At 68.2% G+C, this 22,231-nt stretch carries 22 protein-coding genes and 3 pseudogenes; 11 read left to right on the forward strand and 14 right to left on the reverse strand.

All coding sequences use genetic code 11. The annotated features are described in order from the left end of the window. The first annotated feature begins 5 nt into the window (after positions 1-5). Positions 6-908, forward strand: a complete 903-nt coding sequence (locus tag OG936_RS34730) for a MauE/DoxX family redox-associated membrane protein (RefSeq protein WP_406499804.1) — start codon at positions 6-8, stop codon at positions 906-908. 37 nt (positions 909-945) lie between these two features. Continuing rightward, the gene (locus OG936_RS34735) at positions 946-1,260 is read left to right on the forward strand and encodes a hypothetical protein (RefSeq protein WP_406499805.1); all 315 of its coding nucleotides are present in this window, start codon (positions 946-948) and stop codon (positions 1,258-1,260) included. Between the two features lie 323 nt (positions 1,261-1,583). Here the strand turns inward: OG936_RS34735 and OG936_RS34740 are convergent, their stop codons facing one another. Continuing rightward, a complete protein-coding gene (locus tag OG936_RS34740; protein WP_406499806.1) occupies positions 1,584-2,165 on the reverse strand; it encodes a TetR/AcrR family transcriptional regulator in 582 nt (193 codons plus the stop codon). Positions 2,166-2,245: 80 nt separating this feature from the next. Between OG936_RS34740 and OG936_RS34745 the strand changes: the two genes are divergently transcribed. Beyond that, positions 2,246-2,386, forward strand: coding sequence for a hypothetical protein (locus tag OG936_RS34745; RefSeq protein ID WP_406499807.1), 141 nt, complete (start codon positions 2,246-2,248; stop codon positions 2,384-2,386). Positions 2,387-2,451: 65 nt separating this feature from the next. On the opposite strand, the gene OG936_RS34750 is transcribed toward OG936_RS34745, so the two are convergent. Together OG936_RS34750 and OG936_RS34755 are read right to left on the reverse strand one after the other, a co-directional pair. Then, positions 2,452-3,114: a hypothetical protein gene (locus OG936_RS34750; RefSeq protein WP_406499808.1), complete on the reverse strand. Its 663-nt coding sequence runs from the start codon at positions 3,112-3,114 to the stop codon at positions 2,452-2,454. A gap of 215 nt (positions 3,115-3,329) precedes the next feature. Continuing rightward, positions 3,330-3,956, reverse strand: coding sequence for an isochorismatase family protein (locus OG936_RS34755; protein ID WP_406499809.1), 627 nt, complete (start codon positions 3,954-3,956; stop codon positions 3,330-3,332). Between the two features lie 417 nt (positions 3,957-4,373). Between OG936_RS34755 and OG936_RS34760 the strand changes: the two genes are divergently transcribed. Together OG936_RS34760 and OG936_RS34765 are read left to right on the forward strand one after the other, a co-directional pair. Beyond that, positions 4,374-5,141 carry an SDR family NAD(P)-dependent oxidoreductase gene (locus tag OG936_RS34760; RefSeq protein WP_406499810.1) on the forward strand — a complete coding sequence of 256 codons (768 nt, stop codon included), beginning with the start codon at positions 4,374-4,376 and terminating at the stop codon, positions 5,139-5,141. A gap of 78 nt (positions 5,142-5,219) precedes the next feature. Further along, positions 5,220-5,405: pseudogene (locus OG936_RS34765) on the forward strand (IS3 family transposase); the annotation flags it as partial. Positions 5,406-5,677: 272 nt separating this feature from the next. On the opposite strand, the gene OG936_RS34770 reads toward OG936_RS34765, so the two are convergent. The 5 genes and pseudogenes from OG936_RS34770 to OG936_RS34790 form a co-directional block, all read right to left on the reverse strand. Then, complete coding sequence (locus OG936_RS34770; protein ID WP_406499811.1) at positions 5,678-6,922, reverse strand: cytochrome P450; 1,245 nt, start codon at positions 6,920-6,922, stop codon at positions 5,678-5,680. Beyond that, positions 6,919-7,893 (reverse strand): amidohydrolase family protein, encoded by a 975-nt coding sequence (locus OG936_RS34775; RefSeq protein WP_406499812.1) that lies wholly within the window; start codon positions 7,891-7,893, stop codon positions 6,919-6,921. Before OG936_RS34775 ends, OG936_RS34770 begins: the two co-directional genes overlap by 4 nt. Beyond that, positions 7,890-8,777 (reverse strand): NAD(P)-dependent oxidoreductase, encoded by an 888-nt coding sequence (locus OG936_RS34780; protein ID WP_406499813.1) that lies wholly within the window; start codon positions 8,775-8,777, stop codon positions 7,890-7,892. Before OG936_RS34780 ends, OG936_RS34775 begins: the two co-directional genes overlap by 4 nt. Continuing rightward, a complete protein-coding gene (locus OG936_RS34785; protein WP_406500738.1) occupies positions 8,774-9,112 on the reverse strand; it encodes an antibiotic biosynthesis monooxygenase family protein in 339 nt (112 codons plus the stop codon). Before OG936_RS34785 ends, OG936_RS34780 begins: the two co-directional genes overlap by 4 nt. Before the next feature lie 207 nt (positions 9,113-9,319). Next, positions 9,320-9,694, reverse strand: a pseudogene (locus tag OG936_RS34790) (transposase); the annotation flags it as partial. Between the two features lie 536 nt (positions 9,695-10,230). Here OG936_RS34790 and OG936_RS34795 point away from each other — a divergent pair. The 4 genes and pseudogenes from OG936_RS34795 to OG936_RS34810 all read left to right on the forward strand — a co-directional run. Then, positions 10,231-10,755: a TetR/AcrR family transcriptional regulator gene (locus OG936_RS34795; protein ID WP_406500739.1), complete on the forward strand. Its 525-nt coding sequence runs from the start codon at positions 10,231-10,233 to the stop codon at positions 10,753-10,755. After that, complete coding sequence (locus tag OG936_RS34800) at positions 10,752-11,405, forward strand: hypothetical protein (protein ID WP_406499814.1); 654 nt, start codon at positions 10,752-10,754, stop codon at positions 11,403-11,405. The genes OG936_RS34795 and OG936_RS34800 overlap by 4 nt, the downstream gene beginning before the upstream one ends. 679 nt (positions 11,406-12,084) lie before the next feature. Beyond that, positions 12,085-13,896, forward strand: a complete 1,812-nt coding sequence (locus OG936_RS34805) for an ABC transporter ATP-binding protein (RefSeq protein ID WP_406499815.1) — start codon at positions 12,085-12,087, stop codon at positions 13,894-13,896. 31 nt (positions 13,897-13,927) lie between these two features. Continuing rightward, positions 13,928-14,257: pseudogene (locus tag OG936_RS34810) on the forward strand (MgtC/SapB family protein); the annotation flags it as partial. Positions 14,258-14,607: 350 nt separating this feature from the next. On the opposite strand, the gene OG936_RS34815 reads toward OG936_RS34810, so the two are convergent. From OG936_RS34815 to OG936_RS34840, 6 genes are read right to left on the reverse strand one after another with little or no spacing between them, the layout of a single operon-like run. Continuing rightward, positions 14,608-15,372 (reverse strand): ABC transporter ATP-binding protein, encoded by a 765-nt coding sequence (locus OG936_RS34815; protein ID WP_406499816.1) that lies wholly within the window; start codon positions 15,370-15,372, stop codon positions 14,608-14,610. Then, entirely contained in the window at positions 15,369-16,169 is an 801-nt protein-coding gene (locus OG936_RS34820) for an ATP-binding cassette domain-containing protein (RefSeq protein WP_406499817.1), read from the reverse strand. The genes OG936_RS34815 and OG936_RS34820 overlap by 4 nt, the downstream gene beginning before the upstream one ends. After that, positions 16,166-16,993, reverse strand: a complete 828-nt coding sequence (locus tag OG936_RS34825) for an ABC transporter permease (RefSeq protein ID WP_406499818.1) — start codon at positions 16,991-16,993, stop codon at positions 16,166-16,168. The genes OG936_RS34820 and OG936_RS34825 overlap by 4 nt, the downstream gene beginning before the upstream one ends. Continuing rightward, the gene (locus tag OG936_RS34830; RefSeq protein ID WP_266751164.1) at positions 16,990-17,955 is read right to left on the reverse strand and encodes an ABC transporter permease; all 966 of its coding nucleotides are present in this window, start codon (positions 17,953-17,955) and stop codon (positions 16,990-16,992) included. The genes OG936_RS34825 and OG936_RS34830 overlap by 4 nt, the downstream gene beginning before the upstream one ends. Continuing rightward, complete coding sequence (locus tag OG936_RS34835; RefSeq protein ID WP_406499819.1) at positions 17,955-19,472, reverse strand: ABC transporter substrate-binding protein; 1,518 nt, start codon at positions 19,470-19,472, stop codon at positions 17,955-17,957. Before OG936_RS34835 ends, OG936_RS34830 begins: the two co-directional genes overlap by 1 nt. A gap of 47 nt (positions 19,473-19,519) precedes the next feature. Further along, the gene (locus OG936_RS34840) at positions 19,520-20,260 is read right to left on the reverse strand and encodes a DUF1684 domain-containing protein (protein ID WP_406499820.1); all 741 of its coding nucleotides are present in this window, start codon (positions 20,258-20,260) and stop codon (positions 19,520-19,522) included. Between the two features lie 627 nt (positions 20,261-20,887). Between OG936_RS34840 and OG936_RS34845 the strand changes: the two genes are divergently transcribed. Both OG936_RS34845 and OG936_RS34850 read left to right on the forward strand, forming a co-directional pair. Continuing rightward, the gene (locus tag OG936_RS34845; RefSeq protein WP_406499821.1) at positions 20,888-21,565 is read left to right on the forward strand and encodes an HdeD family acid-resistance protein; all 678 of its coding nucleotides are present in this window, start codon (positions 20,888-20,890) and stop codon (positions 21,563-21,565) included. Positions 21,566-21,717: 152 nt separating this feature from the next. Further along, positions 21,718-21,996, forward strand: coding sequence for a hypothetical protein (locus OG936_RS34850; RefSeq protein WP_406499822.1), 279 nt, complete (start codon positions 21,718-21,720; stop codon positions 21,994-21,996). Positions 21,997-22,231 lie beyond the last annotated feature (235 nt).

Here is a 22,231-nt window from a genome sequence, read left to right on the forward strand (position 1 = left end):
AAGAGATGCTGTCACTGACAACGGGCCTCGCTCCGCTGGTCCTCGCGGGCCTGCTCGGGTGGACCGGAGCGGTCAAGGTGTTCGGCCGAGGCACCGCACAGCAGGCGCCGAAGACGGCGCTGGCCCGCATGCTGCGCAGCAGTGAGCGGGCCACGAGGGTGCTCCGTGCGACCGGCGCAGCTGAACTCCTGATTGCCGCAGCTCTGCTGATGACCCCGGCGAACCCGGTGCCGGGGGCTGCTGCCGCGGTCCTCGGGGTGGGTTTCCTCGGCTACCTCGGCTACGGCCGGACCGTGGCACCCGAGTCCTCCTGCGGCTGTTCGGCCAGTGAGGACACCCCCATCACCTGGCGGGCGTTCGCACGGGCGGCGCTCGTGGTCATCGGCGGGGCCACGGTGGCGGTGGCACAGGGCACCTGGTGGTCGGCGATCTCCGAGAGTCCTGCTGGAGCCCTTGTCTTCCTGGCCGGGGCGGCGGCGGTTCTGGTCGCCCTCTCGGCCGACCTCGACCGGTGGTGGCTGCTGCCGCTGCGCCGGACGAGGCTGCGTGTCTTCGGCCACCCGCTCCTCGGCACCGCCGGGAGGGACCAGGTGCCGGTAGCGGCGAGCGTCGAACTCCTGGAGAACTCCCTTGCCTGGCAGGCCGCCGCACCAGTGGTTCGGTCCGCCTTGCTGGACCACTGGGAGGACGACGGCTGGCGCATTCTCCAGTACTCGGGTGTGTACGGGGACGGGGAGAACGCGCGCCCGGTAGCGGTGGTGTTCGCACTCGATGCCACGGCCGGGCGTGACACCGGTGACGACCCAATCGTCCGTGTCAGTTACGTCGACGCGGACAGCGGGGAGGCGGTGGCCATGGACGAGCTCAACGCGGTGCCGTCGCGAAGGAGCTTGCCGATGGCGGGCTGACGCCACGGATGGATACCTCGGTCCGGTTCGGTCGCCCGTGCCACCTCGCGGTGGTACGGGCGACCCGACCCTGCGGATCCCGATCGCCGAGCGCGCCAGGACCGGCAAGATCGCCATCGGCGGCGAGTGCGGACCGTGCCTGTGTCACCTCGCCGGCCAGGTCGTCGTCGAAGTCGACTGCCCGCCGCATCGTCGGACCCGGGAGCTGGGCAACGAGGACCCCTCCGCGCTCGCGGCCCACGGGTACCACGTCGCCGCGACCCCGGAGCAGCGGCTTTGTGCGAGTCCCGGCTTCGGACGGCAGCCCGGTGCCTACGGCTATGTCGACGTGCGTGCCGTCCACGAGGACTAGGAATTCCCGAAGGCCAGGAACGTCAGCGATTACAAAGCTGCCTACTGGTCCGACGAGGCGGAGGACCAGAACCCGAGACGAACCGTCATGCACCAGCAGCCCCTGATGAACGTCCGAGTCGGGCTCGACTCGGTACCCGGCCGTCTGCAGATCGACCCTGGTACCGCGTGAGCTCCTGCGTGGAGGCCTCAGTGTCGTCGTCGGCGCACGCGACCCGGAACGGAGCTCCGTCCTCCCCGCCCTCGACCGACGATTCCGGCACGGCGTTCGCTGAACTACCGCCGCGTTCCGCTGCTGAAGAGACTTTCGGCGCGCACTCCCCTTCAATTCCTCGGTCTCATCCCGACGAAGAGAGCTTCGAGGACACGATCGACGTAGTCGTGTGTCAGTGGTTCCTGAGCGATCAGGAACTGGAAGTACAGCGGACCGGACAGGATCGCCATCGCCAGGTCCAGGTCGAAGTCGGGCGACAGTTGCCCCTGGTCGCGGGCCGCCTTCAGCCGAGCGACGGTCTTGTCGGCCTGCGGGGTGATGAAGCGTTCGTTGAGTGCGGCAGCGATCTGGGGATCGTGCTGGGCCTCAACCACCACGGCCTGGTACAAGGGCCCCAAGGGCGGCCCGCTCAGGAGGTCGACAGCCGCGTGGATCTGCTTGCGGAGGTCGGCGACGATATCGCCGGTGTCGGGGTAGTCCAGGCCGGGCTCGTTCAACGACATGAGCGAGTCGAGGAACAAGGCGCCCTTGGACGGCCAGCGGCGGTAGATCGTATGCTTGCCGGCGCCGGCGCGGGCCGCGACCGCTTCGATGCTGAGTTTGGCGTAGCCGACCTCCTGGCCCAACTCCAGCGTGGTCCGCATGATGGCCTCGGTCCGGTCGGCGGCGCGACTGCTGCGTTTGGAGGTCATGCCGTCACCATACATATCGGAACGGCACGTGCCGTATTGACAATTACGGCTCCTCTTCGCATCACGGCACGGCATGTGCCGTGCAGGTCGGGACCAACCCGACGTTCAAGGAAGTGTGCGGCCGGTCGGCGACTTCCGGCATCCACAACCAGGAATCCCTGGGCAACCACTTCGCGACATTCATGCGCGACATGCGGATCATGGACTTGACCGCCCAGTAGCAGCCGCCCCGCCGAACCGGACGGGCTCCCACCGCGTAACGGGGGGAGCCGGTCCTGTGCGTCCATCACACCATGGGGATCAAGACCGACGGCAGATCACCGGCCTGGACGGCAGCCGGATCGATGAACAGATCGCAGTAGTTGCCGATGGCGGTGAACACAGCCGTGGAGAGTCGCCCCCCGTGCTCCTCGTGGTACGCCACCACTTCGGCTTCGTCGTCGTCCGGCAAAGACGGGAACACTGCGCCCGCTGCACGCAGTGCCGTATCCAAGGCGGACGACTGACCGGTGTCCTGGCCGAAATCGGCCTGCCAGGCGTGTCCGTCGCCCGGTGCATGGATGACCAGGGACGGCGGGCTCCACCAGTTCATGGTCGCGCAGACGATTTCCTCGTCCGGGTAGGGCCGCATCGACTTGACCTTCTGGTAGCCGGTTGCCCACGTGGCCATCCCCCAGTCTTCCAGCACATACACCCAGTTGCCGCACGTCCCGTACATGACGGGGGCGACGCGGGGCGATGGCTTGCCCGGCGGCCCCACCGGTACGGCGAGACCTTTGTACGGGATGCGCGCGGCAAGCTCATCAAGGTCGGCACCCAGCGCGATGAGGAACTCGTCCGCGTCGAGGCCCCGGGCGCAGGTCAGCGATATCCCGCCGAGCATTCCGGGCTGGGCGGCGGATTTATCTGCGGTGCTGTGTGCGCCTATCCAGGCGATCCCGTGAGACATACTCATCACGCTAGTGGGGTGAACCGCCCTGGGTAGGTCGGAGACTCTGGCCTCGCGGTGTCACGAGGTGGGCTGTCCAAAGCTTGATCTCAAACGCGATAAGTGCTTCTGGCCCGCAACGACAGGACTTGTCGAGGGTTCAGATCGATGTCGCGCCTCCGGCGCGGGAAGGCGCCGGGGGCACGGCCGCCGACGACCGGTCGGCAGGTGGGCCTCTACGTCTGGTAGGCCGCGGAGATCTGGCCGACCAGGACGGCGAACGGCATGTCGAGGGCAGCGTAGAGGTCACCGGCCTCGGGGCGCGCGTTGTCGGCCAGGGCCTCGACCATGAAGGTGGCGTAGTCGCCGACGACGACGCCCGCCTGCTGCATGCGCAGCAGTCCGGCCTCCCGCTTGGCCTGGCTGAAGGTGCCGGAAGCGTCCACGGCGACGTACGCGTCGTACCCGGCGGCCGTCGCGGAGATCGCGGGCAGTGCCGCGCACACTTCCAAAGACACCCCGGCCACGATCAGCTTCTGCCGCCCGGTGGCCTCGACGGCCTCGCGGACCCGGTCGTCGTGCCAGGCGTTGACCGTACTGCGGTCGATGATCTTCTGCCCGCCGGGCAGCGCCTGGACCAGCTCGGGAATGGTTGGCCCCCACATGCTGTCGGCCGCGGTGGTGGTGGCCACCAGTGGGATGCCCAGCACGGTCGCCGCTCGTGCCAGCGCCACCACGTTGTGCTTCAGCTCGCCGACCGGGATGTCCCGCACGCCTGACAGAAGGCCCACCTGGTGGTCGACCAGCACCACGGTGGCATTCTCCCGAGTGATCGACTCAAGGAACTTGCTGCGCTCGCTCATCTTCCGCTCCTTGGGGGTTGAGTCACAGCGCCATTGGTCATCAAACTCGACAGTCCATTTTCATGACAACTTGAAGCTATAACTCGGACGATTGCCCCGCGAGCGGGTTCCAGCGTGCGGACCGTTCCCCGATCTGCGCCCCATGGCGGCTCCCGTCCGAAGCCATGGTTCGCCTCCCGCCCGCGTGACCGCCTGCGGGTTGTCTGCCCCGGTTGCCGTCTGCGGGCCATACGGGTCATGGAGTGCTGCCGTTCGATGGATGCGGCGGTCGGGTCCGATCGGCTGCCCTTCGGCTGGGACACCTTCCTTGCAGGCGTGGCGGGGGTACGTCCCGGCCCGAAGAGAAAGCCGGTGTCGTGTGGGTTGCGAACCGCTTGCCCGTCGTTCACCGGGGTGGTTGAAGGAAGGACCCTTGACGTGCCTGATCCCGTAGTCCTTATCACGGGCGCGCTTGCCGGTATCGGCCGCGCCACCGCCTTCGCTTACGCCCGTCAAGGCGCGAACCTCGTGGTCTCCGGCCGCCACGAGGGCGTGGGTGGACAGCTTGCCGGGGAGCTGGCCGACCTCGGCGCCCCGGCCGAGTTCGTGCGCGCCGACGTCCGCTTCGACGCTGATGTGAAGGACCTCGTCGACCGTGCGGTGGCACGGTTCGGGCGGATCGATGTCGCCTTCAACAACGCCGGCACCGAGGGAACACCCGGCCCCGTCACCGAGGTGACCGACGAGGCTTACCAGGCCACCTTCGATACCAACGTCAAGGGAACGCTGCTGTGCCTCAAGCACGAGTTCCGGGTCATGAGGGAACAGGGCGGCGGCAGCATCGTCAACGTCAGCTCCAACTTCGGCCTGATGGGCTATCCCGGGGCGACCTTGTACGTCGGGAGCAAGCACGCCGTCGTCGGCATCACCAAGGCGGCCGCACTGGAAGGCGCCGCTCACGGCATCCGGGTGAACGCGGTCGCGCCCGGCTACACCCGGACCGCCATGTACGAGCGGTTCACCGGCGACGACACGGCTCGTGCCGCGGTCGATTCGGTGCTGCCCATGCACCGGGCGGGTACCCCGGAAGAGATCGCCGAGGCCGTCCAGTTCCTGGGTTCGGACAAGGCGAGCTACGTCACCGGGCACATCCTCCTGGCCGACGGTGGCCTCATGGCGGGCGGGCCCCAGTTCCCGAGCTCTTGAACCGCGAGGCCGGCGGTGGCAGGTGGTCGGTCTGGCCGGGCCGCAGGTTCATCTGGCTGACGCGCACGGCAGCGACGATTCCAGGGGCGCAAACGCGAGTTGCTCCACGGAGACCGCTGGACCTCGAAGACGCAGCCCCGGCTGGAGCTGTTCCGCTGGATGGCCTACGACAACCGCCGCCGCCACTCCGCGCTCGGCTACCCCACCCCAGCCGAGTTCGAACAACAACTGATCGCGTTACGTACGCTGTCACTCATCGCATGAAACCCGGTGTCCACTCCCAGGGATCAACCTCGGACGAATGCCTGGCCCAGGCTTCTGCTCGTCCTCTGCGCCCGGCCGGCCTGATCTTCACGGGCTGCGTGATGCTGCTGGCAGCGGGCGCGGGAGCCTACGCCCCCGCAGGCCACCTGCGGGGGCGTAACCGATCGGTCGTCCGGGCCACCCGCGTCCGGAAGGATGCCTGTGACGTCCTGGCCGTCCCCGGGCGTCCGGAGCGGCCCGGACGCCCGGGGACGACGTTCTCCCGCTGTCGGTCACGGCACGGCAGGCTCCAGCACGACGGGCAACTCCGCGAGGCCGCGGAAGGCCGGGAACGGAACCTCTATCCAAGGGGCCTCACGAGCGGGATCGGCCAAAGCCACCTTCGGGAATCGGCTGAACAGACCGGTGAGAGCGAGTTGCGTCTCCAGTCTGGCCAGAGGTGCTCCCAGGCAGTAGTGGATGCCGTGCCCGAACCCCAGATGAGCACTTTGAGCATTCGTCGGCCGCGTCACATCGAACTCGTCCGGAGCGTCGAATTTCCGTGGGTCGCGGTTGGCTGAACTGAGCGCGATCTGAACCAGGGATCCCTTCGGAATCAGCGTTCCGGCGATCTGTACGTCCTCGGTCGCGAAACGGAACGTCGCGCTCTCCACCGAGCCGTCGTAACGCAGCAGCTCTTCCACCGCCTGCCCGATCAGCTCCGGGTTCTCCCGTACGGCGCGAAGCTGCACAGGGTGGGTGAGGAGATGGTGCACCGCGTTACCGATGAGGTAGGCGGTCGTCTTGTGACCCGCGAACATCAGTAGAAACGCCGTCGAGACCAGCTCCTGGTCGGTGAGCCCGCCGTTTTCGTCCCGGGCTGCGATGAGCGCGCTGAGCAGGTCCTCTCCCGGGCGGCTGCGCTTGCGCGCGAGGAGATCCGCAAAGTACGTGTGCAGGTCCTCCTCGGCCTTCTGCTGGGCCTGCTTGGATTCCTTGCTGAAGCCTGTCTGCGCCACGGTGGTGGACAGGCCCTGCAGCACCGATTGTTCGTCCGGCGGCACACCGAGCAGTTCACCGATCACGATGATCGGCAGCGGGAATGCGAACGCGGACAACAAGTCCACCGGTTCCCGGGTTGCGCAGCCGTCCAGCAGCGTCTCGACGATGGCGTGGATCCGCGGCCTCAACGACTCCACGCGACGCGGGGTGAACGTGGACCCGACGAACTTGCGCAGCCGGGTGTGCTTGGGCGGGTCGGAATTGAGCATGTGATCGTCCAGGGCCACGGACGAGTCACCGAAGATCCTTCGGTAGGCATCCATGGCCCCGTACATGTCCTTGCTCAGCCGCGGATCCGCCAGGGCCGCCCTCGCGTCCTGGTACCGCGTGATCAGGTACGTGTCGATGCCGTGTGGCGGCCGCATGGGGCAGACGGGTGCCGAGTCCCTGAGGTTCGCGTAGACCGGGTGCGGGTTCCGTCGGAACTCGGGGGTGCACCGCTCGGCTGCGGCGACCGGATCGTCCACTGTGGTCACGGACGGCTCCTGAGGTCGAAGAGGGTCTCGGCGTTGCCGCCGAGGATGAGCTGCCGGGAGGCCTTGTCGATCGGCAGCTTCTCGATCATGCGCATGAATTCCTCCAGGGGCACGGACATCGGCGGCGAGTCGGTGCCGAACAGCATCCGCTCCGGCCCCAGCACCTCCGCGTTGAGGCCCAGATGCGCGGGGCTGAACGTGCTGGTGTCGACGTACATGCGCTGCAGTGCCCCGGCCGGGTCGGCCGCCGCCGGTACGGAGGACCGCGACGGAGCCGAGGACGGTGCCGACGGCGGGCCCCCGCCCCAGTGCCGGGGACGCGCCGCCGTCTGCAGGCGTTCCGGCAGGAGCGCCAGCGCGCCGCCGCCCGTCGCACCGATCAGTCGCAGGCGGGGATATTTGTCCAGCCAACCCGCGAACGCGATCATGGCCATGCCCATGGTGACGTCGCCGAACCGGCCGATCTGCTCGACGAAGCCGAAGTCGTCGACCCGGTCCGTGCCGATCGGTTCGGCCGGGGCATGCACCAGGACAGGCACTCCCGTCTCGGCGGCCAGCGCGAAGAAGGAGTCGGCCCGCGGAGAGCCGAGCAGTTCGCCGTGGACGCTGGAGGTGGTGATCAGGCCGACGAAGGCGGGGTCCGCCAGCGTCTCCCGGACTCCTTCGAGGTGGTCGTCGTCGCCGAACGGGTTGGCGTACACGTACCCGCGCAATTGGTCCGGGAAGGTGGAGATCAGCCCCGACATCCAGGCATGGAAGCCTCTGAGCCGGTCTCGCGGTTGCGCGTAGTTGTCGACGCCCGGGACACGCGCCATGGCGCCGGCGCCGACGGGACTGCCGATGATGGTGAGGTCGATTCCGGCCTGAGCGCGGGCAGCGAGCATGCCGTCGACGTCGGTCAGGCTGGGAGGCATGGGGAAGCGCCGGGCGGCCTCCGGTGGGGACAGATGTCCGTGGATGTCGATGATCACGTGTGAGTTCCCGGGTTCGGTGTGAGTGCGTGGGCGACGGCGACGCAGTCCTCATCGCCGTGCCCCTGGTCGGTGGCGCGGACATGGGTCTGCGCGGCTGCGGCGACGAGAGGAAGTCGCAGCCCGGCCGCCGCCGCCTGGTCCGCGGCGAGCAGGAGGTCCTTGGCCATCAGGCTCAGCCGGAAGTCGGGCTCGTCGAAGCGCCCGGCCGCCAGCCGCTTGGACTTGAACGCCATGACGGGCGAGGCGAAGCCGCTGCCCGCGATCGTGCCGAGGACGAGCTTCCGGTCGAGTCCGGTGGCGGCCGCCAACTCGACGGCCTCGGCCAGCGCCTGCACCTCGATGCCCATCAGCAGGTTGAGGAGCAGCTTCATCCGCATGCCGGAACCGAGTTCGCCGAGGTGGACGACCTCCTTGCCCAGTAGTTCGAGCAGCGGCCGCCCCGAGGTGAAGACGTGCTCCTCGCCGCCGACGAACAGCCGCAGGTCGCCGCTGCGGGCGTGCTCCCGGTTTCCCAGCATGCCGACGTCCAGAACGGAGTGCGCGTCGCCGGTGAGGCGCACGACCTCTTCGGGGGAGACCGTGCTGGCGCAGACCAGGGCGCCGGGGTACGAGCCCTCGGTCAGGATCCCGTCCGGTCCGTGCAGCACGGCGGCAAGGGCTTCGCCGTCGGCCACGGTACAGATGGCGGCGCTCGTCCCCTCTACGGCATCGGCCGGATGCGCGGCGGCGACGGCGCCGGCCCGGACGAGCGGCTCAGCCCGCTCCGCGGTGCGGTTCCAGACGCGTACCTGAACGCCCTGGTCGAGAAGGCGAGTGGCCAGGCCGGTGCCCATCGTGCCGAGACCGAGGACGGCGACCGGTCCTGTGGTGGAGTGCGTCATGACGGCACCCCCACGGTCTCCCGAATGACCCGGTACCGCAGTGACTGGGTCTGGTCGACCCAGTCGCGCAGCGGAGCCAGCAGTTCTCGGTGGTCCTCACCTTGTTGCCAGGCGAAGAAGTGCTCGGGCGTCTCCCACTCGCTGGCGATCACCCACTGCCGGGAGTTGTCGATGGGTTCTCCCAGCCGATCGATGATGTGTCCGGGGACGCTGGCGACGGACTTTCTTATCCGCTCGTACGCGTCCAGAAAGCCCTGCTCACCGCCCTCGACGACGTGGACCGTGTACACCACGGACAGCCTGTCGGCCGGGTCGCCGTTCTGCGCAGTGCGCATGTCTCCTCCTGAAAGTCGAGAAAGCCGAGATTTGGCAGAGCACGACTCCCACGGACTCATGGCGCCCGTGGGCCCGCAACTCCGTGTGGGAGACAGCCCAACGGAGAGAGAGGGAGCCCCCGCGATCCGTGGCCCGGTCGGGTGAGGACCGAAGGGCCTGCTCGGGCGTGGTCCTGGATGCCTCACACCACATCGACGGGAAACCCGCTGCAGGGTGTCGACCAGTTCGCGCGTGGACAGTCCCGGCGTCCCGGCGTCCCGGCCGGGCAGGACAGCGGTCGCCGCGGCGTAGGAGTCGATGCTGGCGGACTTGGCGTTGTTCCGCCTCGCCTCGCGGCCGGGCCGGTCCACCTCGACCACGGTGAGGCCGTTCGCCGCGAGGAACCGGGCGATCTCGGAGCCGCAGGCGCCGGTTCCCTCGATTCCCACAGCAAGGTTCTCGCCGTGGGACTGGAGCCGGTTCAGCAGTCGCCGATAGCCCTCCGGGGTGGTCTCGAACTGTTCAGTCGCCAGGTGTCGTCCGATGCTGTCGATGACCGCGGCCTGGTGGAGGTCGGCGTGGGTGTCGATCCCGCCGACCACCGCTGGCTCGTCCGTCAAGCTGTTGTGCGCTGCCTTTCCAACGCTCCCGGCGAAAGGGCGCTATCGGCGAAGACCACGTGTTCCGTGGCCGTCGTATTCCCTCTCCGGACTTGACGGCTAACACTGTTAGCCGTACCGTGACGCCACGCGGCTAACATCGTTAGCCTGGTAGGTCGGTCACAGGTCACAACGGGAGAGGGCCGCCGTGAATACCGCCACAGCCAGCAGCACCGCGTGCTGCAGTGTCCTGACCGGGCCCCTCCGGGGTACATGGGACGCACCAGCACTCCCTTCCGGGGTGTTGGCAGTCGCCGGGGAAGAGCACAAACCGCCAGCCGTCACCGCGCTCGTGTCCCTCGGCGGACCAGGCCCGTTCCCACGAATGCATGCGAAGCACAACGCAGGAATCCGGTGCCCCGGGCCCGCCTCGTCCCCGGTCCCACCCACCGTTCGGATGCCGGCTTCCGGTTCCGGACGGCCCACCGGCCTCGTGATCGCGCGGATGGCCCGCCGTGGCTGACCGTGCGCAGCAGATCATGACCGCCGCCCGGGAACTACTCGACGCCGAAGGGCCGGATGCGTTGTCGATGCGGCGCATCGCCGAGCGTGTCGGCATCCGGGCGCCTTCCTTGTACAAGCACTTTCCTGACAAGGGCGCTGTCGAGGCCGGACTCCAGGTGCAGGGGATGACCCGGCTGACGGAGGAACTGGAGGCCGCCGAAGCGGAGATCGGCGTCGAACCGCCCCTGCTCGTGCTCGCCCGCGCCTACCGACGGCACGCGCTCGCCAGCCCGCATCTCTACCGCATCACGCATACTCGGCCGCTCGCCCGCACCGCACTCCCCGAGGGACTCGAAGATCGCGCGGCGATGCCGCTGGTCCGTGCGGTGCACGGCGACATTGACATCGCGCGCTCGGTCTGGGCATTCGCGCACGGCATGGTCGTGCTCGAACTCGACGGCCGCTTCCCGCCCGGCGCAGACCTGGACGCCGCATGGCGCACCGGCTGCGAGGCGTTCGTCCAGGCAATCCGGAACAAGCCCCAGGGAGACACGGCATGACCAGCATCACCAAGGAGCCTGCTATCGGCATCACCGCCCGCGCCGCCGGATACACACACGCCGCGGCATGGATTCTCGGGCTCGCCGCCGCGTGGGGAGCCACACCCGAAGTCGGTGATACGCACGCCGAGATCACGACCGCGTACGCCGACCGGCCGATCCAGGCGGTGGCCCAGGCGCTGCTCGTTCACGGTGTGGCAGCTGTCTGCCTCATGGTCGTCGGATCCGGACTGCTCGACTGGGCCCGCCGTACCAACAACAGTGCGGGGCGCTTGGCCGGATGGGCCGGGAGAGTCACGGGAGCGCTCGCATGCGTGCAACTCGTCCTGGAACTGATCGCAATACCTGGAGCTGATCCAACGTCACCGGTCAGAACCGGGGCGCTGTTCGAGGCGGTCCAGCGTGCGGACGGTGTCAAGATGTTCGCGCTCGCCGCGCTCGCCGCGACTGCCTGCGTGGCCTCGCGGAACGGCACACTGCTGCGGCGTTGGGAGGTCGTCATCGGCTGGGCCCTCGCCGCCACGATCACCGCGTCCGGCATCGGTTACCTGCTCCTGTCCACCGCCTTGACCCCGGCAGCATTCATTTCGCTGCCCTTGCTGCTGATCTGGATCGCCGTACTCGGCGCAGCACTCCGGCGCCGGCCCTGAGCCCGGAGTTCCGGGACCCGGACCTCCAGACACCGACAGTGCAGATCGGCAGGGCTCGGCATCCTCGCCGCACAGCAGGACAGAGCAGGACAATCAAAGCCAAAGCCGTCTCAGCAGCTCAGCGAGGACTGGTGCCGGCAGGCCCGATGTCAGGGCAGGGTGAGGGCTGTTGCGGTTTGCGAGGGGAGGGATTCCTTGTCGCCGGAGCTTCAGGCCGAGGTAGGTGGCTCCGAGGGGCCTCGCGGGCTCCTGCCCGGGGAAACAGCCAGGGTTTGGTGCCGGCCGCCCGGTCGAGCTGCCGGCGTTCGCGGTATCGGTCCCGTAGCGCGTGCACCAGCTGGGGGCCCCTGGGTGGGAGTGGGAGCCGGTGGCCGTCGAGGGCGAGGCGCTGCGGACGGCAACGGGGTCCTACCCGTACGTGGGGACGCCGCCGGCTGAGAAAAATGCTTGGACTCCGGGGGCGCCGTCGCGGGACACTGAGGTTCCTGGCCCGGCCTCCTCGTACGCGCACGCATGCGTCGCCGCGAGTTGTGCGGGGCTCTGCTGTTGTGTCCCGCCTGCCGCAAGTCGGCCCGAGCGAGGACGCTCGATCGAAACCGAAGCTCCGCGCGACCGGTGAGGCAACGGCCTCTCCCGCAGAAGCACATGGCGGGCTGTCGCACGACCAGGCAGGGTTGGTATGGGATCGCCTGAATCGCACAGAGCGCCGGGCAGGGGCCCGGTACTGCTCGCACTTCGTTACTACGGACGAGAGCTGACCCGACGTCGGTGGCTGACAGTGCCTGCGATGCTGCTGCCCGCGCTGGGCAACATCGGCATCAATTACGTCGCGCCGCTGGTCGTCGCAAAGCTCGTCGGCCGAATCGCCGAAGGCGCCGGTACCACCATCGGCTCGACGCTGCCGTACGTCCTCGGCTTCGCCGGCGTTCTACTCCTCGCGGAGACGCTGTGGCGCGTCGGCCTGCACTTCCTGAACCGCGTCGATGCCCTCGGTATCGAGCACCTGTACGTGATCGGCATGGACGAGCTGTTCAACAAAGATGCCGCGTTCTTCCACGACAACTTCGCCGGGTCGCTGACCAAACGAGTCCTGAGCTTCGCCTCCCGTTTCGAGGAGTTCACCGACACGCTGACGTTCTCGGTCGTGGGCAGCTTTGTGCCGCTGGTGTTCGGTTCGGTGGTGCTGTGGCGCTACGAACCGCTGCTCGTTGTAGGGCTCTTGGCGATGATCGCGCTGACGGCGCTGTGTGTGGTGCCTCTCATCCGTCGTCGTCAGGCGCTCGTCGACCAGCGTGAGGAGGCGATCGCCCAGGTGTCGGGCCACGTCTCCGACAGTCTGATGAACATGGACACGGTCCGGGCGTTCGCCGCCGAGGAACGCGAGGCTGCCGAGCACCGGTCCCGCGTCGCGGAGTCGCGGCGGCTCTCATTGCGTTCGTGGGACTACGGCAACCTGCGCATCGACACGCTGGTCGCACCGATGTCCGTGCTGACCAACGCGATGGGTCTGCTGCTCGCGGTCACTCTCGGCGGGGGTGGGCACGGCGTGGAGACGGTGGTTCTCACCTTCACGTATTACACCAACGCGACGCGGATCATGTTCGAGTTCAACCAGATCTACCGCCGTTTGGAGAGCTCGATGACGGAGGCCGCGCAGTTCACCGAGCTGCTGCTGACGCCACCGACCGTACTCGACCCGGCGTCGCCGGAGCCGCTGCTGTCCCAGGCCGCCGATGTCCGCTTCGAACAGGTGAATTTCACCCACGCGGGTGCGGAGCCGCTCTTCGAACGCCTCGACCTGGCCGTGCCCAGCGGGGCGAAGATCGGCCTCGTCGGCCGGTCCGGCGGTGGCAAGACCACGCTCAGCAGACTGCTGCTGCGGATGACGGACATCGACGGCGGCCGGATCCTGATCGGAGGTCAGGACATCAGCAGACTGCGCCAGGCCGACGTGCGCAGCCTGATTGCCTATGTGCCCCAGGACCCGGCGATGTTCCACCGCACGCTGCGGGAGAACATCGCGTTCGCCCGGCCGGACGCCACCGACACCGAGATCCGCCGTGCTGCCGAGGCGGCGCACGTCACGGAGTTCGCCGACGCGCTGCCGGACGGCTTTGGCACCATGGTGGGCGAGCGCGGTGTCAAGCTGTCCGGCGGACAGCGCCAGCGGGTCGCGCTCGCTCGGGCGATCCTGCGCGACGCGCCGATCCTGCTGCTCGACGAGGCGACCAGTGCCCTGGACTCCGAGAGCGAAATCCTCGTCCAGGAGGCGCTGTGGCGGCTCATGGAGGGGCGGACGGCGCTCGTGGTGGCGCACCGCCTGAGCACGGTCGCCACCATGGACCGGCTCGTGGTCCTTGACCGCGGCCGGATCGTCGAGCAGGGCACGCACCAGGAGCTGCTCGCGTCGGACGGCGCCTACGCGAAGCTGTGGCAGCACCAGTCGGGCGGCTTCCTCGACGACATCGCCGCGCCGCAGGCCGACCTGTAGTGAACGCGAGCCTGGTGGGTGTGGCCCGGTGATGTGGTACGCCACCGGCGACCTGGTCCGACGGCCCGAGGTCGAGCCGCAGTGTTTCGGGCTCATATGGTTCACGCGGGGCTCCTCGCCGCCATGCTGTGCGCCATACGGTGGCGTCCCGGGAGGTTTCTCTGCACAACGGGACAGTCGGTTTGGCCGCTGGGCTGTGGGAGCTCGGGAGGGGGCAGGGGGCCGCCAGTTCACCGAACTGGCCATCGCGCTGCTGCTTTCCACCGCCATCGGCCTGGAACGAGCAGTGCCGCAGAAGAGCGCGGGGCTGCGCACCCGCGCGCTGGTCGGCGTTAGCAGCGCCCTGTTCGTGGAGGTGTCGCAGCATGGCTTCGACATCCTTGAGGAAACGACGTCACGCGGACTGCGGGTGGTTGCTCTGACCGTAGAGGGCGAATCGGAACCGGGCCCGGACTCCGGTGGTGTTTCCACGGTACGGCTGGAGTTGGCCGGGCGCACTGACCTGGGCCGGTTGGTGACCGCACTTGCCGACCTCGACGGGGTCGTCAAGGTCGGCATGGTCGGTGACGATGGAGACCGATGTGCGACTGGCTTCAGTGGTTCATGCCTTGCAGCCGTTGGTCCGCCCGGCCCGGGTTCCAGCAGGTCGCTTGCGAGGGTGACGCGGATCGGCGGTTGGTCGCGTGAAGCGCGGGGGCGCGGACCCATCGGTCAAGCGGGCAGCCGCGGCACGCTTTCGACGAGGCGACGCGTGTACGGGTGTGCGGGAGCGCCCAGCACCTGCGCGGTCCTGCCCTGTTCGACAATGCGGCCGCTCTCCAGAACGGCGGTGCGTTCGCACAACGAGGCGACCACCGACAAGTCGTGGGAGACCATGACGAGCGTCAGGCCCTGCTCCTGCTTCAACTCGTTGAGCAGGTCGACGACCTTCACACGCGTGGTGACGTCGAGTGCACTGACGGGCTCGTCGGCGAGCAGCACTCGCGGGTCGCACACGGTCGCGCGGGCAATCGCGATGCGCTGGCGCTGGCCGCCGGAGAACTCGTGTGGATAGCGCTGCGCCGTGTCGGCCGGGAGTCCGACCCGCTCCAGGGCGTCGGCCACCTTGGGTGCGGCGGTGACTCGGCTGTCGATCCCGAGGGAACGCAGTGGTTCGGACACGATGCTGCCGACGCGCTGACGCGGGTCCAGCGACGAGTACGGGTCCTGGAAGACGCACTGCACACTGCGCCTGAAACGCCGCATCTGCCCGCTGTCGCGCGGTTTCAGCTCCTCGCCGTCGAACCGGACGGTGCCGGAGGTTGCCCGGGCGAGCCCGAGCAGCAGCCGCAGCAGAGTCGTCTTGCCGGCGCCCGATTCGCCGACAAGCGCGAGGCTCTGCCCGGTCTCGACGGCGAGGGAGATGTCCTCGACGACGGGCGCGCTGTGCCCTCGGTAGCTGAAGGAGGCTCCGTTCAGCTCCAGTACCGGCGTCATCGCGCACTCCTCAGGTCCAGAGCTGATTCCAGCTGCCGCGCGCTTTCCACCAGCGCCTTGGTGTACTCCTCGCGCGGGGTACGTACGATCTCGCGGACGTCGCCCTCCTCGACGGCGCGACCGTCCTTCATGACCAGGACACGATCGGTGACCTTCGAGACGACCGCGAGGTCATGGCTGACGAAGAGGACGGCCATGTCCCGTTCCCGGACGAGGGTGTCGAGCAGGTCGAGCATGTCGGACTGCACGGTGACGTCGAGAGCGGTGGTCGGCTCGTCCGCGATGAGCAGCTTCGGGTCGCAGGCCAGTGCCATGGCGAGTGCGATGCGTTGTCGCTGTCCGCCGGAGATTTCGTGCGGGAAGGCGCGGGCGATGCGGTCGGGCTCGGGCAGCCGTACCTGCTCCAGCGCCTTCGCGACAGCCCGCTTCAGCTCGGCGCCCTTCAGCCTCCGCCTTCTGGCCAGCGGTTCGGCGATCTGCCTGCCGACGCGCATCAGCGGATCGAGTGCGGTGAGCGGCTCCTGGAAGACGATGGCGGCGTCCCGGCCCCGTACACCCTTGAGTTGTTTCTCGCTCGCGCCCACGATCTGGGTGCCGACGAGCTCGGCGCTGCCGGTGGCCGTCATGCCGTCGGGCAGCAGGCCGAGCACGGCGAGCGTGGTCAGCGACTTCCCGGAGCCCGACTCACCGATGAGGCCCAGACGTTCACCGGGTGCCATGGTCAGCGAGAGACTGTCGACCAGGGGGCGCCCGTCAGCCGCACGGATCGTGAGGTCGGTTACGTCGAGGACGTTCATGCGCGCCTCCGCCGGGTCGCAGGGTCGAGGGTGTCGCGCAGTCCGTCGGCGACGAGGTTCACGCCGATGACGAGCAGGACGAGAAGGATGCCGGGGGCCAGCGCGCCTGCCGGGGCCGTGGTGAAGGTGGCCTGCGCCTCCTGGAGCATGCGGCCCCACGAGGCGTTGGGCGGCGGCGCTCCCAGACCCAGGTAGGAGAGGCCGGCCTCGGCCAGCACCGCGAGCCCGAACTGGAGGGCCAGGTTCACCACGAGCGTCGGCCAGATGTTGGGCAGTACGTGCCCGGTCACGATTCGCGCCCATGACGTGCCCGATGTGCGCGCGGCCGTGATGTAGTCCTGAGCAAGGACCCGCTTGACCAGGATCCGCACCAGCCGTGCCACGACCGCGCTCTGAGCGAGGCCGATCGCCAGCACGGCGGACCCCAGCGTGGCCGAGCGGGCGGCGACGATGAGCATCGCCAGCAGCAGCGTCGGGAAGGCGATCAGGATGTCGAGGAACGCGGAGAGCGTATCGTCGAACCACCCCTGCGCGAACGCCGCGAGCACGCCCAACGCGCCACCGAGGGCGGCCGCGATGAGGACCGATCCCAGGCCCGCTTCGAAGGCGATACGCGAGCCGGTCATCAGCTGGGTGAACAGATCGCGGCCGAGCTTGTCGGTGCCGAGCAGATGGCCCGCACCGGGGCCCGTGAGCCGTCCGCCGGACGTGTCGTCGGCGGCGTACGGAAGCCAGAAGAGCGAGACCAGTGCGAGGACGGCGATCAGACCGGCCAGGACGCATCCGATGGCCAATGTGTACGAGCGCTTCGCCGACTGCTTCATCGGACACCTCCCGAGAGCCTGCCGCGCAATCGCGGATCGATGATCCGCTGTGTGAAGTCGGCCGCGAAGCCGATGATCAGCACCGCGAGCGTGGAGACGAACAGCACGCCCTGAATCACCGGATAGTCGTGTTGCGCTATGCCGGTCGCGAGCAGCGAGCCGAGACCCGGGAGCGCATACACGGACTCCACGACCACCGCGCCCAGCAGCGTGGACGCCAGCTCGATACCGAGGATCGAAATCACCGGCACGGAGGCGTTGCGCAGCCCGTGCCGCCACATGGCCCGTCCGAACGACGAGCCCATGGCTCGTGCGGTACGCAGATAGTCGCTGCCCAGTACGTCGAGTGCGGCCGACCTGACGTAGCGGATCAGCGAGGCGCTCATCACGAGGGCGATGGTGACGACGGGCAGGGTGAGTGAGCGGATCGCCTCGGCCGGCTGTGCCCAGCCGTCCTGCGGGAAGCCGCCCGCGGGAAGCCAGCCGGCGTTCAGGGCGAAGACGGCTATGAGGATCATGCCGAGCCAGAACACGGGCACGGCGATGCCCAGTTGGGACACTCCATTGAGCAGCGCGCCGTACCAGGTCCGGCGTCGGTGTGCGGCCACGAAGCCCACCGGAACGGCGATGAGCACCGCCAGGGCGAACGCGGCCAGTGTGAGCGGGATGGTGACGTTCAGCCGGGAGCTGATCTCGGGCCCGACCGGCAGCGAGCTGACGAACGACGTACCGAGGTCACCGCTCGCCAACTGCCCGATCCAGTGGATGAACTGCTCGGGCAGCGGCCTGTCGGAGCCGATGGAGTGTCGTGCCGCCGCGATCTGCTCGGGGCTGGCGCCCACCGAGGTGAGGGCGTTCGCGGGGTCGCCCGGCAGCATCCGCAGCAGCACGAACAGGACCACGCTCGCGAGCGCCAGCGAAACCAACAGGAAGGCGAGGCGGCGCAGGAGGTACCGGCCCATCAGCCCTTCTTGATGTCGTAGGCGGGGAACTGGGAGTTCAGACCGTTGACCGGGTAGCCGGACAGCTTGCTGTTGGCCACGACGATCTGCGGGTACAGGTACAGCCAGTCGCTGGCCGCGTCCTCGGCGGTCTTGCGGTTGACCTTCTTCAGGAGTTCGGTCTGCTCAGCGGTCGTGTCCGCTTGCTCGGCCTCCTCGACCCACCGGGTGACCTGCTTGTTGTCGTAGCCCCAGTAGAAGTCGGGGTTGCCGTACCAGACCAGGTCGCGGTCGTTGACGTGTTCCTGAAGCGTGGCCGTGAAGTCGTGGTTCTTGTAGACCTTCGTGTACCACTCGTCCGGCGTGATCGTGTTGATCTTGACGGTGATGCCGACCTTGGCGAGCTGCGACTTGATGAAGGTCGCCGCGGTGGGGTGCGGGTCGTAGTTCGGGGTGTCGAGCGTGAAGGAGAAGCCCTTCGCGTATCCCGCCTCGGCGAGCAGCTTCTTGGCGCGCGCGGTGTCGTAGGCGTTGACCTTGGTGAGGTCCTCGTACCACGGGTCGGTGGGCGGCACCATGGAGCCGATGGGCTTGCCGTAGCCGCCCCAGACGGACTCCAGCAGCTTCTTGTCGTCGATGGCCGCGGAGACGGCCTGGCGGACCTTGACGTCTGTGAACGGCTTGGCCTTGTCGTTGAAGGCGAGCAGCAGCTTGGTCGTCGAGTTGCCGTCGCTGACCTTGTAGTTCTGGTTGCTCTTGAACTGGTCGAGGGCGTCGGGCGACTGCTCGCTCGTGACGACATCCACTGCGTCGGTCAGGAGCGCGTTGTTCAGAGCGGTCGCGTCCTTGTAGTAGTGGAAGACGACCTGCTTGCTGGCGGCGGCGTCACCCCAGTATCCGGCGAACCGGTCGAGGCTGAGTGCGGAACCGCGAGTCCACTTCTTGAGCTGGTACGGGCCGGTGCCGTCCTCGGTCGTCTTGAGGCCCTTCGCCTCGGAGTTGATGATCCAGACGTAGGAGAGGTTGTAGACGAAGGAGATCGACTTCTTCGACAGCTGGACCTTCACCGTGCGCGCGTCGGGCGTCTCGACGGACTCGATGACCTCAAGATTGCTCTTGCGCGCGGACTGCGAGTCCTTCGCGATCACCTTCTCCAGGCTGTACTTGACGTCCTGGCTGGTGACCTTCTTGCCGCTGTGGAACTTCACACCGTCGTGCAGGGTGAAGGTGTACGTGAGCCCGTCGCCGCTGACCTTGTAGTCCTGGGCGAGCAGGTTCTCGACCTTGCCGTCGTCGGTGAGCTTGAACAGCCCTTCGTAGACGTTCCCGTTGAGCGCCTCGGTGACGCCCTGGCCGCCGCCCGCGGTGTTGTCGAGGTTCTGCGGCTCGTAGAGCGAACCGATGTTGATCGTGGCGTTCTTGTCGTGCGCCCCTGTGCCGGTGCCGCCCGTGTGGGAGCCTCCGCCGCAGGCGGTGAGGGTCAGGGCGAGGGCGGCGGCGGTGCCTCCGCCGTACAGGGAGGTCTTCTTGATGCTCATGAGGAGTACGCGCTTTCGTGCTGCGAGGCGGGAGAGTACGGGGTTGATCAGTGCTGCGCGGGGAAGCCGTCGCGGAAGACGGGGCGCTTCTCTCCGGCCTCGACAGGCAGGTGGAAACGGTTCTGCCGCGGCGGCATCGGACAGTTGTACTGGTCGGAGAATCCGCAGGGCGGCACGAAGGCACGGTTGAAGTCGAGGAGGACACGGCCCTCGCCGCTGTGGGCGACGAAGAGGAAGCGCCCGGCACCGTAGGTGATGTCGCCGTTGGTGGGGTCACCGAAGACGAGCAGCAGGGTGCCGTCGTCGTCGAAGGCGCTCAGTGTGTAGTCCCGGCCGTCCAGGGTGAGCTCGATGTCTCCCGGCACGACGAGATCTCGGGTGCCGCCGTTGTCCCGGATGTGCTCGAATCCGACCCGCCTGGCACCTGGCACCGGGGTGTACGAGGCCTCCAGCACCCAGGCCGGGTCGTACGGGAAGACATCGGTGCGATCGAAGTTCTGGATCGCGGGGGATTGTGCGTCCCAGAAGCGGAGACCGCACTCGGGCCGGCCGGTGACGAAATCGGTGCGCTCGACTGTGGTGACGGTCACGGAATCCGGCTGTCCGGCGCGTGCCGCATCGGGGTCGGGGCGCTCACCGGCCGGGGCCCAGCGGGTCTCGACGAGGGCGAGATTCCCGGTGGCCGAGGTGACGGAGCGCCGCCGCTCGGCGCGCCATGCCTCCCAGTCCTCGGCAGGGTCGGTCGGTCGGTCAGGGACTGCGGCGGCGTGGGACACGGCATGACTCATTCACGTAGAGGTGCGTCGGCAGTCACGCCACGAATGTCACGCTGCGTGAACTTCAGCCCAAAGGAACCTCTTTATCCGCCATAAGGCGAGCTAATGTCAAATTGGACCGCAGGGTGAGACCGGGGCGGAGTCGATCCCGGTATCCCCGCGAAGGGGCCGGGGCGCAGAAAGGTTCGCCTCGCGGAAGGCCGGACAGCCGGGTCCCGGATCGAGGGAGAGCGGATTCGACCGGCGGTCTCAGCTGTTTTCCTGTTCCGGGGACAGGACCGTGAGAGGTACGGGATTGCGGCCGGTCCATCGATGGCGGTGGTGGCGAGCGTGGTCGGAATCGAAAACCGCGCTGCCATGCCACCACCCAAGACGGCGGCCCATCCCGGTTAACCGTCAGCGACCCGCCGCGGTGTCGTACCACCTGGGCGCGCTGCACCAAGCGGGTCTCGTCGCCCGCGCCCGGTCCGGACGGGCGGTGCTCCATCGCCGTACGCCTGCGGGTTCCCGGCTGACGGGAACCGGTTGGGCACGGCCCGCGGTTCACCGGGCCCCGTGCGGCGCGGTCCGTGCCTCCGCCGTCAGCCGGGTGGACCGGCAAAGGTCGCGGGGCGCCCGTACCCGGTACAAGCATGAATCATGACCGACGCATCGAGCAGTTCCCCCAGGGGACCGGAATACGATGACCGCCACGCCCGTGCCGCGGATGACGTGCACGCGCCGAAACCGCACCCGGGCTACATGGAGCCACCCCTCGAGGGGTTCCTGCACCGTCTTTCCCGCACCGCCTGGCAGGTCGTCCTGATCACCGGCATCGCCTCCCTGGTCCTTGGGGCCGTGATCCTGGCCTGGCCGGGCCCGTCCCTGCTCGTCGCCGGGATCCTCTTCGGCATCTACCTCATTCTCAGCGGCGCGCTCCAACTGGCTGCCGCCTTCGGTACGCACAGGGCGACCTCGCTGCGTGTCCTGGCCTTCATCAGCGGCGCCCTGTCGATCCTTCTGGGCCTGTTCTGCTTCCGGGGCAGGTTGGAGTCGATCCTGCTGCTCGCGTTGTGGATCGGCATCGGCTGGCTGATCCGCGGGATCACCCATACTCTGGCCGTCGTTCACGACCCCACCATGCCCGCGCGCGGCTGGCAGGCCATCCTCGGCGTCGTCACCTTCATCGCGGGGATCGTGCTGATCATCTCGCCGTTCACCTCAATCGCCGTGCTCACCCTGGTCGCCGGCTGGTGGCTGGTAGTGGTCGGCATCGTCGAGTGCGTAACGGCGGTCCGGCTCCACGGCCGTGCACAGCGGATCCCGCGCACGGCATGAACGCCGTGCAGTGCGTCAACTTCGTGCCGCACGGGTAGCCCGAGAGGGCGGTTTTCGGGGTTGACACGCTGAACAGCGCGTGCGTCGCCGGCAGATGCCCCCTTGTGAGCCCTACCCCACGGCACCCACGCACCGCTCGTCGGTATGCCTGCTTGCGGGTGCTTCTGGCGCTCGTCGCGCTGCTGCTCGCGGCCGGTGCGCACGCGGAGGCGGTGGAGGGCGAGTCCGCCGCGGTGCCCACGGCTCAGGCGTGCGACGCGGAGTACGACGCGTCCGCCACGGCACTTCGCCGGGCCCTCCGGGACACCGCACCCTCGTACTGCTGCGGCCGCGGCCTCACCAAACGCTTTTCCAACCGCTCGCTTCAGCTCCAACCGGATGGCTGGCACCGTACCGGGCAAGCTCGCCCAGGCCGTACGGATGCTTCGTGATCTGCTCCGACAGGCTGCAGCACGCCGCAGGATCGAAATCTGAGCCTCGTACCGCCCCTGCAAGCTGCTGGTAGACGGCATACCAGTCGCGTTGGGCCTGCAAGAGAGCGTCGGAGGAAGGTGTACCCATGCTCAAAAATTCACGCACGCGTTCAATGACGTTCCGGAATGTCGCACGACCGGGTGAAAGGCCCCAGGTACGGCATTGCGTTTCGGGTGACTGCTGAGCGCTTGG

Source organism: Streptomyces sp. NBC_00846, from assembly GCF_045207325.1.
Taxonomy (GTDB): Bacteria; Actinomycetota; Actinomycetes; order Streptomycetales; family Streptomycetaceae; genus Streptomyces.